Source organism: Methylococcales bacterium (genome assembly GCA_030949405.1).
Taxonomy (GTDB): domain Bacteria; phylum Pseudomonadota; class Gammaproteobacteria; order Methylococcales; family Methylomonadaceae; genus WTBX01.
The window spans coordinates 861,986-876,031 of the sequence record JAUZSN010000002.1 but is presented as its reverse complement, the minus strand read 5'-3'; the positions used below and the strand labels follow the sequence as shown (position 1 = coordinate 876,031).

18 protein-coding genes are annotated in these 14,046 nt (G+C 35.4%); 2 read left to right on the top strand and 16 right to left on the bottom strand.

The window, feature by feature from the left end:
* Nucleotides 1-237: 237 nt before the first annotated feature.
* The 10 genes from mnmE to rpmH form a co-directional block, all read right to left on the bottom strand.
* On the bottom strand, nucleotides 238-1,578 hold the full coding sequence (gene mnmE, locus Q9M50_04620) for a tRNA uridine-5-carboxymethylaminomethyl(34) synthesis GTPase MnmE (GenBank protein MDQ7089913.1): 1,341 nt from the start codon (nucleotides 1,576-1,578) through the stop codon (nucleotides 238-240).
* Nucleotides 1,571-2,023 (bottom strand): hypothetical protein, encoded by a 453-nt coding sequence (locus Q9M50_04615; GenBank protein MDQ7089912.1) that lies wholly within the window; start codon nucleotides 2,021-2,023, stop codon nucleotides 1,571-1,573. The genes mnmE and Q9M50_04615 overlap by 8 nt, the downstream gene beginning before the upstream one ends.
* A 120-nt stretch (nucleotides 2,024-2,143) precedes the next feature.
* Complete coding sequence (locus Q9M50_04610) at nucleotides 2,144-2,416, bottom strand: transposase family protein (protein MDQ7089911.1); 273 nt, start codon at nucleotides 2,414-2,416, stop codon at nucleotides 2,144-2,146.
* A gap of 149 nt (nucleotides 2,417-2,565) precedes the next feature.
* Nucleotides 2,566-2,844, bottom strand: a complete 279-nt coding sequence (locus Q9M50_04605; GenBank protein MDQ7089910.1) for a hypothetical protein — start codon at nucleotides 2,842-2,844, stop codon at nucleotides 2,566-2,568.
* The gene (locus Q9M50_04600) at nucleotides 2,817-3,071 is read right to left on the bottom strand and encodes a hypothetical protein (GenBank protein MDQ7089909.1); all 255 of its coding nucleotides are present in this window, start codon (nucleotides 3,069-3,071) and stop codon (nucleotides 2,817-2,819) included. Before Q9M50_04600 ends, Q9M50_04605 begins: the two co-directional genes overlap by 28 nt.
* Nucleotides 3,072-3,305: 234 nt before the next feature.
* A complete protein-coding gene (locus Q9M50_04595; protein MDQ7089908.1) occupies nucleotides 3,306-4,352 on the bottom strand; it encodes an AAA family ATPase in 1,047 nt (348 codons plus the stop codon).
* A 97-nt stretch (nucleotides 4,353-4,449) separates the two neighbouring features.
* Nucleotides 4,450-6,150 carry a membrane protein insertase YidC gene (yidC, locus tag Q9M50_04590; protein MDQ7089907.1) on the bottom strand — a complete coding sequence of 567 codons (1,701 nt, stop codon included), beginning with the start codon at nucleotides 6,148-6,150 and terminating at the stop codon, nucleotides 4,450-4,452.
* Nucleotides 6,143-6,376, bottom strand: coding sequence for a membrane protein insertion efficiency factor YidD (gene yidD, locus Q9M50_04585; GenBank protein ID MDQ7089906.1), 234 nt, complete (start codon nucleotides 6,374-6,376; stop codon nucleotides 6,143-6,145). The genes yidC and yidD overlap by 8 nt, the downstream gene beginning before the upstream one ends.
* Entirely contained in the window at nucleotides 6,361-6,726 is a 366-nt protein-coding gene (gene rnpA, locus Q9M50_04580; protein MDQ7089905.1) for a ribonuclease P protein component, read from the bottom strand. Before rnpA ends, yidD begins: the two co-directional genes overlap by 16 nt.
* A gap of 7 nt (nucleotides 6,727-6,733) precedes the next feature.
* Nucleotides 6,734-6,868, bottom strand: a complete 135-nt coding sequence (gene rpmH, locus Q9M50_04575) for a 50S ribosomal protein L34 (protein MDQ7089904.1) — start codon at nucleotides 6,866-6,868, stop codon at nucleotides 6,734-6,736.
* Between the two features lie 227 nt (nucleotides 6,869-7,095).
* Between rpmH and dnaA the strand changes: the two genes are divergently transcribed.
* Both dnaA and dnaN read left to right on the top strand, forming a co-directional pair.
* Complete coding sequence (dnaA, locus tag Q9M50_04570; protein MDQ7089903.1) at nucleotides 7,096-8,421, top strand: chromosomal replication initiator protein DnaA; 1,326 nt, start codon at nucleotides 7,096-7,098, stop codon at nucleotides 8,419-8,421.
* 76 nt (nucleotides 8,422-8,497) lie between these two features.
* Nucleotides 8,498-9,598: a DNA polymerase III subunit beta gene (gene dnaN / locus Q9M50_04565; GenBank protein MDQ7089902.1), complete on the top strand. Its 1,101-nt coding sequence runs from the start codon at nucleotides 8,498-8,500 to the stop codon at nucleotides 9,596-9,598.
* 249 nt (nucleotides 9,599-9,847) lie between these two features.
* Here dnaN and Q9M50_04560 read toward each other — a convergent pair whose 3' ends face one another.
* The 6 genes from Q9M50_04560 to Q9M50_04535 all read right to left on the bottom strand — a co-directional run bounded on the left by Q9M50_04560 (nucleotide 9,848) and on the right by Q9M50_04535 (nucleotide 14,026).
* Nucleotides 9,848-10,168: a hypothetical protein gene (locus Q9M50_04560; protein MDQ7089901.1), complete on the bottom strand. Its 321-nt coding sequence runs from the start codon at nucleotides 10,166-10,168 to the stop codon at nucleotides 9,848-9,850.
* A 37-nt stretch (nucleotides 10,169-10,205) separates the two neighbouring features.
* Nucleotides 10,206-10,943, bottom strand: coding sequence for a 16S rRNA (uracil(1498)-N(3))-methyltransferase (locus Q9M50_04555; protein MDQ7089900.1), 738 nt, complete (start codon nucleotides 10,941-10,943; stop codon nucleotides 10,206-10,208).
* A complete protein-coding gene (locus tag Q9M50_04550) occupies nucleotides 10,943-12,292 on the bottom strand; it encodes an adenosylmethionine--8-amino-7-oxononanoate transaminase (protein ID MDQ7089899.1) in 1,350 nt (449 codons plus the stop codon). Before Q9M50_04550 ends, Q9M50_04555 begins: the two co-directional genes overlap by 1 nt.
* A gap of 62 nt (nucleotides 12,293-12,354) precedes the next feature.
* The gene (gmk, locus tag Q9M50_04545; protein ID MDQ7089898.1) at nucleotides 12,355-12,975 is read right to left on the bottom strand and encodes a guanylate kinase; all 621 of its coding nucleotides are present in this window, start codon (nucleotides 12,973-12,975) and stop codon (nucleotides 12,355-12,357) included.
* A 123-nt stretch (nucleotides 12,976-13,098) separates the two neighbouring features.
* Complete coding sequence (locus Q9M50_04540) at nucleotides 13,099-13,560, bottom strand: transposase family protein (protein MDQ7089897.1); 462 nt, start codon at nucleotides 13,558-13,560, stop codon at nucleotides 13,099-13,101.
* Nucleotides 13,523-14,026: a transposase family protein gene (locus tag Q9M50_04535; protein ID MDQ7089896.1), complete on the bottom strand. Its 504-nt coding sequence runs from the start codon at nucleotides 14,024-14,026 to the stop codon at nucleotides 13,523-13,525. Before Q9M50_04535 ends, Q9M50_04540 begins: the two co-directional genes overlap by 38 nt.
* Nucleotides 14,027-14,046: the final 20 nt, after the last annotated feature.

Genomic DNA, 14,046 nt, shown 5'->3' with positions numbered 1-14,046 from the left:
TTTGCAAGAATGTACCCATCTTAAATACTACTGAATAACAATAGCTTAGGGTTAAATGTACCTATTTACAGGGTAAAAATGCTATTTTGTACCCATCGGTTATAAGCAATATTAGCATCATGGGTACATTTATAGGGGGTTTTATGGGACTAACTGAAATGTAGGGGGATAGTAATACCTTAATAACAGAGGCTTTAAGGTGTTATTTGGATGCTATGGACGTGTTGATTTATGATTTTACTTTCCAATACAAAAACTAGAAAAAATCTTCCCTAATAAATCATCTGAACTCACTGTTCCTGTAATTTCCGCCAAACTAGTTTGTGCTTGACGTAAATCTTCGGCGACTAACTCACCCGCTAGTGTGGTTTGTAATTGGTTTAACGCATTCCCTACATATTCATTAGCACGATTTAAAGCTTCAACATGACGACGACGGGCAATAAAAACCGTATCACTACTTTCTATGTAACCCATGTTTTTCTTTAATTTATCTTTAAGTAAATTTAATCCCCTTTCTGGTTTTAAGGATAAATAAATTTCACAGCCCGTTGGGGTTTCTTTGCTTTCGGGTGAGTGATTAATTAAATCAATTTTATTATAGAGGGTGATAAGCGGAATAGAGGGCGGTAAACTATTTAACAGTTCAGCATCGGGCTTCCCTTCTCTGGAATCCACTAATAAAACAACACAGTCGGCTTTTTTTAATTCTTCACGCGCTCGACGGATACCTTCTTGTTCAATTGGATTATCACTTTCCCGTAAACCTGCGGTATCAATAATGTGTAAGGGCATTCCTTCTATTTGAATCCGTTCTCTTAAAACATCCCGTGTCGTGCCTGCAATTTCAGTCACAATCGCGGCATCATGACCTGCCAGTGCATTTAATAAACTGGATTTTCCTGCATTGGGTTTGCCGACTAAAACCACGGTCATGCCATCGCGTAATAAACGACCCTGTTCCGCTGTTTTTTGGATGGTTTGAATTTTTTCAATTAAGGTGGTTAATTTCGTTTCAACCACGCCATCACCTAAAAAATCAATCTCTTCATCAACAAAATCAATTGCCGCTTCAACATAAATTCTTAGCTTGGTCAGATCTTCAACTAAGGCGTTAATTTGGTCTGAAAAAACCCCTTGCATTGATTTTTGTGCCGAGCGTACCGATTGCTCGGTACTGCTTTCAATTAAATCGGCAATCGCTTCGGCTTGGGTTAAATCTAATTTATCATTTAAAAAAGCACGTTCGGTAAATTCGCCCGCATTAGCGAGTCTTGCCCCTAAAGAGAGAACTCGACGTAAGAGCATATCTAAAACCACTGTTCCGCCGTGAACTTGCAATTCAACCACATCCTCGCCTGTATAAGAGGCAGGGGCGGGAAAATAAAGACAAATTCCTGAATCTAAGACTTGGTTCTCCTTTTCATAAAAAGAACTGAAATGGGCAAAGCGGGGTTTGAAGGTTGGATGTTGCGTCAGGATTAAGGCAATAGCCTTGGCTTTTTTACCCGATAATCGAATAATGCCTACGCCTCCATTTCCTGCGGCGGTGGCGATTGCAGCTATAGTATCAGTCATTTTTTAAATTAGTTTCTAAGAATTCTTTTAAAGGATTTAAAGGATTTAAAGCCTGACTGTCTAAATCCCAATGCTTAGGCTCTAAAAAATTTCGCTGGTGATCTTTAATTTTATCTTTTTCACTTCGGGAGTTTCCAACCAACGTTTCAAGATAACAATATATTTTTGACTTTTTAGCGGGGGTCGTTAAATTTTTATTATGATGCTCTAAACAGCGTTCATATTTTTCCCAGCATTCAAAAATCACTTGGTTTTCAGGGACTATAATTTTTTCAAGTAAATCTTCTAATGCACCTGTACTTTTTTCGTGATTGAGAGGAAAAAGAAATAATTCAAATTGACAATCTAGTTCCCATTGATTTATTTCGGTTTGTCGTTTTATAAAATTTAAGTCCGTATCAAAAATAATTAAATTTATACCCCCTTCCGCCGTATTTCTATTCATCTGAAGCTTCAGATTTCTTCCTTTTTCAGTTGAGCTTGAAATAGTTGTCCATCCTCTAGTCTGTATAATAGTTGGTTTTACCCTCAAATCTAAATAATAGACTTGTTCTTTAAGAAGAAGTTAATATATCATGTTAAAATTCCATAGGATAGCCGCTAAAAAAGAAAATAAATCTTTTACACCTTCTTTTTTATTTCTAAACTTGTCAACTAGGCATCTATATCTTTTCATTCCACCGATTACATGCTCAACAATGACTCTTTCACGACTCATATCTTTGTTTTCTTTTTTTTTATTTTCTGTTAATGTTGGGTTTGGATTATGCTTAGATTTATTTGGTTTTTTATGAGGAATATTTACCGAATTAGTTTTATATTCATTATTAAACCCCAAATAACCTAAATCAATAAATATATTAAAATTACTAAACCAATTTAATTCTGGATTAAATTCTTTTTAAACATTCCATAATCATGATTTTTACCGGAAAACTAACCCTAATATATAAAATTAAATGACCTAAAGAAGCTATAGTGGTATTTTTAATTGTATGCTGTTTTTTTACCACTGTAAAATTCATTTTGTTCTTCATAGTCACTAGGGCGTTGTACAGCACGCTCTGTAGCATCTATTATCAATGTTTGAACTCCGCCAAAAGCCTGCTGCATTTCTTCAGGGGTTGAAAAACTTGTTGCAGGTAAAACATTAAATATATCTAACGTCTTTATTAAAATTGGAAATAATTTGTATACATGAGTATGGGCGCATGATTTATTCATATTAAAAGAAAACCCTAAGTGATCGAAAGAGTAGAATAGCACTTCATATAATTTAATATAAATAATAATTTGTCTGCGGGTGTTTTTAATGTGCTATCTAAACCACTACCGTATTTTCTTTCTTTATTTTCATGTTTTTCTTTTTGATCTTCAATAAGGGTCTTTTCAAATAGAGATAATAGTAAAATAAAATGTTCTGTTTTTAATCCTGTTAAAGCTCTTAACTGTCTATCATCATAAATTCTTGGTAAAATTTCTTTTATTTTCATGTTATACTTTGATTTTTATTTTTTATAGAAATTTATTATAAAGCTTATTTATTATTTTTAATAATTTAATTTAAAGTTTATTTATTAGGCTGTATCAACTGATTGTGAATGTTATCAATTATATATAAGCAATTGATTTTAATATATTTTATTTAGAAGAACAAGTCTACTGAACATAATCTTCTATAAACTTTTGATCCGCTATTCCTTCAACAAATATTTGAGTATTCATATTTAATACCGCATTTCTTGGTTTAGTTCAATCGCTTCTTTAATTCCCTCAAAAGAGTATTGATAAGCTTTTAAGCCATATTTTTTTGTATTAACTAAATTAAAAATGGCCATTTCATTTTGCATAGATTGATATTCATCTAATTCTAAAACTTCTTTAAGCGAACTCAACGTTTCAATATTATGCGTGGTTATAAAAAGTTGAGTGTTTAAGGTTTTACAGAGTGCAAAAATACCCTTCCATAGTTCACTATGCGCTGAGTAATGCAGCCCTGTTTCTATTTCATCAATGAAAATCACGTTAAAGTCTTCATTAGCAATCTGCGTGATAATATTAAAGGCTTGCTGTATTCCTCCCCCTAAGATTTGGATAGGGACTAATTCATTCATCTTATCGTAGATAAAAAATATTCCCTCAGGTAATGCCTGTATACCTTGTATCTTCGGTTCTATTTTTTGTAATATTTCTAAAATAACGGCTTCTTTTCTTTTTTTTATGAGTTCAGAATAACAAGTTAAAGCAAATCCACCTAAGAAAATAGGTGGGATAAAAGCAGCAGTTATGTTGCTTTGATAATCAGATAAGATATTTTTTTGATTGCCTTCATCATCAAGCATATAACTGGCTTTATAAATTTTTTCGGAAGATAGTTTTAATTCTAAATTAATCCCGATGACTTTTTTAGAAACTGAACTTGAAAGACGAGTGATCGGTTTTTCATTTATAGTTGCAATATTATAATTGGGGGATAGTTTTAATTCCGTATTTCTTTGGTCACTAAAATTAATTTTCAATATAGGGGCGGTATTTAAATCAAAATTATGAAAAAGATATTTTAATTGCTCAGAAGAATAACCTAAACCACGAAGATTATTCAGACCAGCGGGCATAAGAGGATTAGCATCAATAGCAATAAATAAGCTTTCTAATAAGCATGATTTTCCACTATTACTTTTCCCAACTAATACATTAATTGTTTTAAAGTCGCCAATTTCAAATTTTTCAAAGCATCGAAAATTATTGATCTCTATCTTTTTTATATGTGACATTTCATTAACCATTATTTTAATAGTTCATAAAAAATGCCGAATACATTTTAAATATATTCGGCATTTTTATGATAACTGATAAGACTTAGACTTAGACTTAATTTTCAGCCGCAATCCTTTTGGTAATAAACCATTGCTGAATAATAGACAAGGTGTTATTACAAATCCAATACAAAACCAAACCTGATGGGAAAAACAAGAAGAAAAAGGTGAACATGATTGGGAACATCTGCATCACTCTTGCTTGTACAGGGTCTATCGGAGGCGGATTCAAACTTTGCTGAATCTTCATCGTAATCCCGTATAAAACAGGCAATAAGAAAAAGGGATCTTGTGCCGATAAATCCATCAACCAGCCTAAAAATGGGGCTTGACGCAATTCAACGGTTTCAATCAATACCCAATAAAGTGAAATAAAGACGGGGATTTGTACCATAATCGGTAAACAACCACCCAACGGGTTCACTTTTTCTTTTTTATACATCGACATCATTTCAGTGTTGAAACGTTGTCTATCGTCTGCATATTGTTCTTTTAATTCTTTTAACTTCGGCTGAATTTTACGCATTCTTGCCATAGAACGGTAACTGGCTTGCGATAAAGGAAAGAATAATAATTTAATACAAAAGGTGACGCAAAGAATAGACAAGCCCCAGTTATGAATGTGTCCATTAAACCAGTTAAGTCCTGCGTAAATATATTTTCCAAAAAAAGTTAACCAACCATAATCAACGGTTAATTCTAAACCCGGTGAAACTTCTGCCATCATCGGTTGAATTTTAGGGCCGACAAATAATTGGGCTTTTAATTCGGCTTGTGTGCCTGCGGCAACCGTAATCTCTGGGGAGTACGAACCGATAACATAACGCCAATCTTTTAATTCTTTACTGTAAAAATTATTTTCTTGCTCAGCGGGTGGAACCCATAATGCGCCAAAATAGTGCTGAATATAACCACTCCAACCTCCCAGCGTGGTAACTTTTAGGCTTTCTTCGGCCATGTCTTCAAAGTTAATTTTCTGGTATTTATCTTCTTCAGTATAAAACACGCCGCCCGTATAGGTTCGGATAAAAGTGTTCTTTTTCTCTTCTTCGTAGGGACGTTTTTGGAACTGGCTATATTGTCTACCCGTCCAAATTTGATCGCTGGTATTATTTAAGGTTTGTGATAGTTTGATATTATAACTACCCCGAGTAAAAGTTAATGTTTTTGTAACTTTTAAACCTTGACCGTTATCCCATGTCAACGGAACGACTAATGTTTCTTCACCAATCGCCATTTTATAGCTATTTTTTTCAACGGTAAAAAATTGATGATGATCAGGGGCGGTCGCTGAGTTTGTGCTTGCAATTAAACCACTTTGGGCTAAAAACAATTTCTCAAGACTGCTGTCAAATAAGCGCATGGGGCTAATGTCGGTTTCATCAGCCTCGATTCCAATCATTTTAAGTAGCTTTGTAACAACGGTATTTTCTTTTTCAAGTGGATATTTGATTAAATCAAGATTACGTAACGTACCCCCTTGTGTATCAACTTCTAAAGAAAAAACATCGGTCTCAACTTTAACTAAATTACCTGAATCAACCTGTGCTAAAGGAACGGAAGAATCAATTGTAGTTTTATTATTAGTTTGTGCAGTGCCGCTATTAAGCGGCAACTCCTCTTTATTATCAACGGTGGGTAATTCTATTGCGTTAATATCGGGTTTTGGGTAAACATAATCTATCTGCCATGATTCCCACATCATGTAACCAATCATTGCTAAAGCAAGCATTAGTATAAATCTAATATTATCCATTTTTTTTACCAATTTTTTCGGGAACAGGGTCTAGCCCCCCTGGGTGAAAGGGGTGGCATTTTAATAAGCGTTTAAGTGTGAGATAAGACCCCTTAAAAGCACCATGCAGTTGAATGGCTTCTAGGGCATAACCTGAACAACTTGGATGAAATCGACAATGATTCCCCAACAAAGGACTTATAAAAATTCCATAGAATTTTATAATGGCTATCAGCAATTGTCGCATTTCTTGACCAATTTTTGCCAATGCCTTTCGAGTGATGTTGCTAATTGAGTGGATGTGGCATTAGCCGCATCTCTGCGCGCTAACACGACAATATCGATTGCTATGCGCTGATGCGGTTGTAATCTAAAACTTTCTCTGGCTACTCGCTTGATTTTATTTCGATCAACAGCCCGTTTTATATTTTTTTTTGCAATCGCAAGCCCCAGCCGAGAATGTTCAAGCGGATTTTTTATTGCTAACAAGGTAAAATACCGATCGGTGGATTTTACAGGGCAGGTAAAAACATGTTTAAACTCAGCTGGGGTTTTTAAGCGTGAAGCCGGAGGAAAGTTAAAATGTTGACTTGTCAACGGTCAACTACACGGTTAATTTAGCACGGCCCTTAGCACGACGCGCTTTGATCACATTACGACCCGCTTTAGTCGCCATTCTTGCACGAAATCCGTGAGTACGAACGCGTTTGATTTTACTGGGTTGGTAAGTTCTTTTCATGAGTCTTGAGACCTAAAAGTTATGTTTAATAAAAAACGGATAAAAAAGACGAAGGATGATATGATAAAGCATGTCTATCTGTCAATGTTATTGATTAAACACTGCTTTTAATCTGTGTTGATAATGATTAAAAGCCCTCTTCGATTTTTAATGCCCCACAATTTTATAGATAAAAAGCTAATGCTGTTGATTTTTACTTTTTGCGCGACTTATAGTCCTAGAAAACTATGAGTATGACTTGGAATAATTGCCTTTCCCGACTTGAGAACGAAATCCCATCGTCTGATTTTAGTACTTGGGTTAGACCTTTGCAGGCAGAAGAAAATAATGAGCGGGTAAAATTACTTGCCCCCAATCGTTTTGTTCTTGACTGGGTTAAGCAACATTATTTTAATAAATTTGAAGATGTTATTTATGAGTTTTCTAATGGTACGTTAGAGCTTTCGCTTGAAATTGGCTCTAAATCTCAAAAATCTATTTTCACTCAAAAAACTAAAAAAAGTTTGGCTGCGAAGGCGGTACAAAAAAAACACCCCAGTTTTTTAAATAAAGCGTTTACTTTTGACCGTTTTGTTGAGGGTCAATCGAATCAATTAGCTAAAGCCGCAGCCTTTCAAGTGGCTGAAAATATGGGGAAATCTTATAACCCTTTATTTATTTATGGTAATTCAGGTTTGGGGAAAACACATTTAATGCACGCTATCGGTAATGCCATTGCTGAGGATAAGCCCCAATTAAATGTAGTCTATTTACATTCTGAAAAATTTGTTGGAGATATGGTAAAAGCCCTGCAACAAAATAGCTTTGCAAAATTTAAAGATTATTACCGTAGCATTGATGTTTTATTAGTCGATGATATTCAATTTTTAGCGGGTAAAGAACGGTCTCAGGAAGAGTTTTTTCATACCTTCAATACGCTTTTAGATAAAAAGCATCAAATTGTTTTGACCTGTGATAAATACCCAAAAGAAATTGCAGGACTTGAAGACCGTTTAAAATCTCGTTTTGGCTGGGGCTTACCTGTTGCCATCGAACCTCCTGATTTGGAAACTCGAACGGCGATTTTAATGAAAAAAGCCAGTATTATTGGGGTGGATTTATCTCAAGAAGTTGCTTTTTTTATTAGTAAACGGGTGCCGTCTAATGTCAGAGATTTAGAAGGCGCGTTACGTCGCGTTCTAGCGAATGCTCAATTTACAGGCCAATCCATTACCCTAGAGTTTACCAAGGAGTCGCTTCAGGATTTAATCTCTTTGCAAGAGCGGCGTGTTAACATTGATAACATTCAAAAAACGGTTTCAGAATATTTTAAACTTAAGGTGATTGACTTATGTTCTAAAGCCCGAAAACAAACGATTGCCCGACCTAGACAAATTGCAATGGCCTTAGCCCGCGAATTAACCACCCACAGTTACCCAGAAATTGGTCATGCTTTTGGTGGTCGTGACCATACAACGGTGATTAGCGCGTGTAAACGGGTTAATGAACTTAAGGCCAGTAACATCAAGTTTAATGAAGATTATATGAATTTACTCCGAACACTTTCCCATTGATTTAAACGTAAAAACAGCCACCCTTCTTCATTTATTTTTAATTTTTTATTACCTACCTTCTATCTTACTATTTCTTATGAAATTTACTATCAACCGCGAACAAATTCTAACCCCGTTACAGCAAATTGTCAGCGTCATTGAAAAAAGACAAACCTTACCGATTTTGTCCAATGTACTCATTGGGGTAACGAATAACCAATTGATGCTTACAGGAACAGATCTTGAAATTCAAATTGTTGCTAAACTCCCTTTAGATACTTTTGAAGAGGGTGAAATTACGGTTCCCGCTAGAAAATTTCTTGATATTTGTCGGTTATTACCTTCGGAATCAGAAATTAGGGTTGAGCTGAAAGAAGATAAAGTTAAAGTGGTCTCAGGAAAAAGCCGTTTTTCACTTTCATCGTTAGATGCTGAAGACTATCCTGAATTTTCAGAAGCAAAATTAGCCCATCGTTTTGTCATCAATGCAGGCAATTTTAAGAAAGCATTAAATAAAACCTTGTTTTGTATGGCCAATCAAGATGTGCGCTATTATTTGAATGGTTTAATGTTAAATATTTCAAATAGCAAGTTAAAACTGGTTGCCTCGGATGGGCATCGTTTAGCCATTTATAAAGGTGAAATAGGCACGGAAACAGGCTTTGAAGAACGTATTATTATTCCTAGAAAAGGGGTGATTGAATTAAACCGTTTACTTGATGATCCTGACGCGGAATTAGACATTGAATTTTCAACCAGTAATATTCGTATTATTATTAAAAATCTAATTTTTTCAGCAAAATTAGTGGATGCTAAATACCCTGACTTTAGCAAAGTATTTGATCAAGATTTTTTTGAGGCGATTCAAATCCCTAAACAGCGTTTTAAAGAATCGTTAAACCGAGTGTCTATTTTAGCGAATGAAAAATTTAAAGGGGTTAGTTTTGATATTAATGAAGATCTTTTAAAAATTTCAACCCATAATCCTGAGCATGATGAAGCGGAAGAAGAGTTAAGCATTGATTATCAGGGAGAACCGCTGTCGATTGCCTTTAATGCTCAATACTTATTAGATGCAATTGGTAATTTAGGGTCGGAGCAGGCACAATTAACGATTGCTAAAAATGCGAGTAGTTGTTTTATTGAAGATCCTAGTGATGCAACCTTTAAGTTTATTGTTATGCCGATGCGTTTATAAAATTAGGCGTATTTAAATATAAATTTTCCTAGTATCAGGACTCTTAACTAGTTTATAAAAAGCGTTAGAATATGAAATATAGTTTGGCTACTAATTTAAGACGGGACACGTTGAGGTTAAGTCGTTCGTACTGAGCTTGTCGAAGTTGAACGGCTTAACCGTTTGCCCTTTGACAGGCTCTCACGAACGGTTAAGCCTCGCCCCGTAGTGTCCCATCTTAAGTTGGTAGCCCATTTCAATAAAGTGATACTAGTGATAACCCGTCTGAGTAAGTAAAAACACACAGCCTATAATGAGTACAAAGGGCATCCCTAACGTAACACGAGCCAATGACCATAATAGATGACTCTCTTCTTCTGTTTTTTGGATAAAGTGATTTAGGCTTAAATACAAAGTGATAACCTGTGTTATCACAACCAGTAAAATTAAAAGGCTGCCGATAATATAGGCTGTATCGGTCATAATCTCTATAAAAAAACCAATATAAACGAAACTTAATATCAGTCCTATTAACCAAAAAATCCAGAAAAAAAACTTGAATCCGAGGGTATATTTTTGATCTATTGGCATCTAACTCACCTTCTTGATAAATAAGAGTAATCGTAACCTATTCCCCCAAATCACCCCATAACAATTGCACGGCCGAAAGCGCGGCTAAGGATGCGGTTTCTGTTCGTAAGATTCTTGCCCCTAAACGAATGGGAATAAAACCATGCGTGATGGCGTGTTGTTTTTCTTGTTCACAAAATCCTCCTTCTGGACCCGTTAATAAAACCACCTGAGTAGGCGTATTTTTAACCTGTGTCAACGGTTGTTCAGAAAACGGGTCTAAAAATAATTTTAAAGTTGCATCAAACGAGCGTTCAACCCACGATGAATACGAAACAATCGGTTCAACGTCGGGAACCTGCGTTCGCCCACATTGTTCAGCGGCTTGTTGAGCTATTTTTTGCCAGTGTTGACGTTTATGTTCGGCTTTATCGGCTTTTATAACGACATTACAACGCTGAGTAATAATCGGGTTAATGCGATTAACGCCGAGTTCCACTGATTTTTGTACCGCCATATCCATGCGATCCCCCCGTGAAATTCCCATACCCATTGAAACATGAAGCGGAGATTCAACCGAACGTGCTATTTTTTTATCTATATGTACACGGACTCTTTTCCGACTCACCTCTAATAAAATCGCCGTATATTCCCCCCCTTGGCCATTGAATAGAATTACCTGAGCGTCTTTTTTTAAACGTAAAACCGTTCTTAAATAATGGCCGCTTTCTTCGTTCAATTCCAGTGTCTGTCCTGTGTTTAAAGGCAGATCAACAAATAATCGTGAAACGCGCATTAGTTGGCCACCGCTAATTGAATCCCTTGCCACGCAACATCCGCTAGTTGTTGAATTTGTTCCGCTGTAATCACATAAGGTGGAATAAAATAAACCACATTCCCAATCGGTCGCATTAAAATACCTTGTGTCAGTGCATAGTGATAGATTTTTAAACCTCGGCGTTCTTGCCAAGGAAAGGCTTCTCGCGTTTGTTTATTTTTAACCAGTTCAATCGCTAACACCATGCCTGTTTGCCTCACTTCACTAACATTAGGATGGTCAATAAAATGCGCCGTTGCTTGTTTCATCACCTTAGCCAACTGTTTATTTTTTTCAATAATCCCCTGCTGTTGAAAAATACCTAACGTTGCAATCCCAGCACGACACCCTAAAGCATTCCCCGTATAGCTATGAGAATGAAAAAACCCCGTTAATTTTTCATAATCATCATAAAAACTTTGGTAAATTGCATCGGTTGTTAAAGTCGCGGCCAAGGGTAAATATCCTCCTGTTAAGCCTTTAGCGACACATAAAAAATCGGGGGTTATATTGCCTTGTTCACACGCAAATAAAGTCCCTGTTCGTCCAAAGCCGACCGCCACTTCATCCGCGATTAAATGAACCTCATATTTATCACATGCTGCTCTTAATAACGTTAAATAAATGGGGTGATACATTCGCATATTACCCGCACATTGAATTAAAGGCTCAATAATAACGGCACATAATTCATCGGCTTGTTCGCTTAGTATTTTTTCCATTCCTTCAAATTGACGAATAGAATAATCTTTCCATGTTTCGCCCTGTTCACGATAATAACAATCAGGACTGGGGGCAGTAATAACATCCATCAATAAAGGCGCGAAGGTTTGTTTGTATAACGCGACATTACTGACCGCTAATGCCCCCAACGTTTCACCATGATAACTATTAGCCAAGGAAACAAATTTAGTTTTTTTGAGATTTCCTTGATTACGCCAACTTTGAAAGCTCATTTTTAAAGCAATTTCAACCGCTGATGAGCCGTTATCGGAATAAAAACATTTATTTAAACCTTCGGGAGAAACGGCGACTAATTTTTCAGATAAAACAACCGCCGCTTCATGGGTAAATCCGCCCATCATCACATGCTCTAGCGTATCTAATTGTTCCTTAAGAGCGTTGGTAATAATCGGGTTACAATGACCAAATAAATTAACCCACCAAGAGCTAATCGCATCAAGATAACAATTGCCTTTAAAATCTTCAAGAAAAACGCCCTCACCGCGTTTAATTGCAATAACAGGACTGTTTTCATGGTCTTTCATTTGAGTACACGGATGCCAAAGTACAGAAAGATCGCGTTCTGAAAAGGAGGAATGAGTCATAGGTAAAAATGAAGTAAAAGTAAGAGAGTAATCAATGTTAAGCGAAAATCATAACAAGGCTGTTAAGGACGATAACCTAACTGATCTAATAATGGTTTTAGTTTCGACTGCTGGCGCGACCTAAGTAAACGTTGACTTAAAATAATACTTTTTAACGCCGATAACGCCTGTTCAAAGTCATCATTAACAATGAGATAGTCAAATTCATGATGATGGCTAATTTCAATCACCGCATCTTGCATTCGCCGCGTAATAATTTCTTGACTATCTTGCCCCCGATTTTTTAACCGTTGCTCTAATACATCAATAGATGGCGGTAAAATAAAAATAGAATGGCAATCAGGTAACATTTTTCTAATTTGTTGCGCCCCTTGCCAATCAATTTCTAAGATAACATCCTTTCCTTGTGTGAGATTATCGACAACACCTTGTTGAGAGGTTCCATAAAAATGATCGAACACTTGTGCAGATTCCAGAAAATCAGGGTGTGCTTGCATCTGTTTAAACTGCTCAATGGAGACAAAAAAATAATCAATGCCTTGTTGCTCACCTTCTCGCATAGCGCGTGTGGTGTGGGAAACAGAAACATTAAGATCGTTTATTTCGTTGAGAAGCCGTTTCACTAAACTGGTTTTCCCCGCGCCAGAAGGGGCGGAAATAATATAAAGTTTACCTTGGGTCATTGTAATTTTAAATCAAAAATAGGTTTGAAAATGGGTTCCATGATAGCAAATAAGGGCAAATGCGTTAAATGATTGAGGGGAAAGGTTGTAAATTTTTTATTAGACTTGTTCTTTAAGAAGAAGTTAATATATCATGTTAAAATTCCATAGGATAGCCGCTAAAAAAGAAAATAAATCTTTTACACCTTCTTTTTTATTTCTAAACTTGTCAACTAGGCATCTATATCTTTTCATTCCACCGATTACATGCTCAACAATGACTCTTTCACGACTCATATCTTTGTTTTCTTTTTTTTTATTTTCTGTTAATGTTGGGTTTGGATTATGCTTAGATTTATTTGGTTTTTTATGAGGAATATTTACCGAATTAGTTTTATATTCATTATTAAACCCCAAATAACCTAAATCAATAAATATATTAAAATTACTAAACCAATTTAATTCTGGATTAAATTCTTTTTTAAACATTCCATAATCATGATTTTTACCCGGAAAACTAACCCCAATATATAAAATTAAATGACCTAAAGAAGCTATAGTGGTATTTTTAATTGTATGCTGTTTTTTTACCACTGTAAAATTCATTTTGTTCTTCATAGTCACTAGGGCGTTGTACAGCACGCTCTGTAGCATCTATTATCAATGTTTGAACTCCGCCAAAAGCCTGCTGCATTTCTTCAGGGGTTGAAAAACTTGTTGCAGGTAAAACATTAAATATATCTAACGTCTTTATTAAAATTGGAAATAATTTGTATACATGAGTATGGGCGCATGATTTATTCATATTAAAAGAAAACCCTAAGTGATCGAAAGTAGAATAGCACTTCATATAATTTAATATAAATAATAATTTGTCTGCGGGTGTTTTTAATGTGCTATCTAAACCACTACCGTATTTTCTTTCTTTATTTTCATGTTTTTCTTTTTGATCTTCAATAAGGGTCTTTTCAAATAGAGATAATAGTAAAATAAAATGTTCTGTTTTTAATCCTGTTAAAGCTCTTAACTGTCTATCATCATAAATTCTTGGTAAAATTTCTTTTATTTTCATGTTATACTTTGATTTTTATT

Coding starts and splice junctions, on each gene's coding strand:
- Q9M50_04560 (MDQ7089901.1), bottom strand. CDS start 10,168: ATGCCAATAGATCAAAAATATACCCTCGGATTCAAGTTTTTTTTCTGG.
- gmk (MDQ7089898.1), bottom strand. CDS start 12,975: ATGACCCAAGGTAAACTTTATATTATTTCCGCCCCTTCTGGCGCGGGG.
- Q9M50_04600 (MDQ7089909.1), bottom strand. CDS start 3,071: ATGAAAATAAAAGAAATTTTACCAAGAATTTATGATGATAGACAGTTA.
- dnaN (MDQ7089902.1), top strand. CDS start 8,498: ATGAAATTTACTATCAACCGCGAACAAATTCTAACCCCGTTACAGCAA.
- Q9M50_04555 (MDQ7089900.1), bottom strand. CDS start 10,943: ATGCGCGTTTCACGATTATTTGTTGATCTGCCTTTAAACACAGGACAG.
- dnaA (MDQ7089903.1), top strand. CDS start 7,096: ATGAGTATGACTTGGAATAATTGCCTTTCCCGACTTGAGAACGAAATC.
- Q9M50_04550 (MDQ7089899.1), bottom strand. CDS start 12,292: ATGACTCATTCCTCCTTTTCAGAACGCGATCTTTCTGTACTTTGGCAT.
- yidC (MDQ7089907.1), bottom strand. CDS start 6,150: ATGGATAATATTAGATTTATACTAATGCTTGCTTTAGCAATGATTGGT.
- rpmH (MDQ7089904.1), bottom strand. CDS start 6,868: ATGAAAAGAACTTACCAACCCAGTAAAATCAAACGCGTTCGTACTCAC.
- Q9M50_04540 (MDQ7089897.1), bottom strand. CDS start 13,560: ATGAATTTTACAGTGGTAAAAAAACAGCATACAATTAAAAATACCACT.
- Q9M50_04615 (MDQ7089912.1), bottom strand. CDS start 2,023: ATGAATAGAAATACGGCGGAAGGGGGTATAAATTTAATTATTTTTGAT.
- Q9M50_04535 (MDQ7089896.1), bottom strand. CDS start 14,026: ATGAAAATAAAAGAAATTTTACCAAGAATTTATGATGATAGACAGTTA.
- yidD (MDQ7089906.1), bottom strand. CDS start 6,376: ATGCGACAATTGCTGATAGCCATTATAAAATTCTATGGAATTTTTATA.
- mnmE (MDQ7089913.1), bottom strand. CDS start 1,578: ATGACTGATACTATAGCTGCAATCGCCACCGCCGCAGGAAATGGAGGC.
- Q9M50_04595 (MDQ7089908.1), bottom strand. CDS start 4,352: ATGTCACATATAAAAAAGATAGAGATCAATAATTTTCGATGCTTTGAA.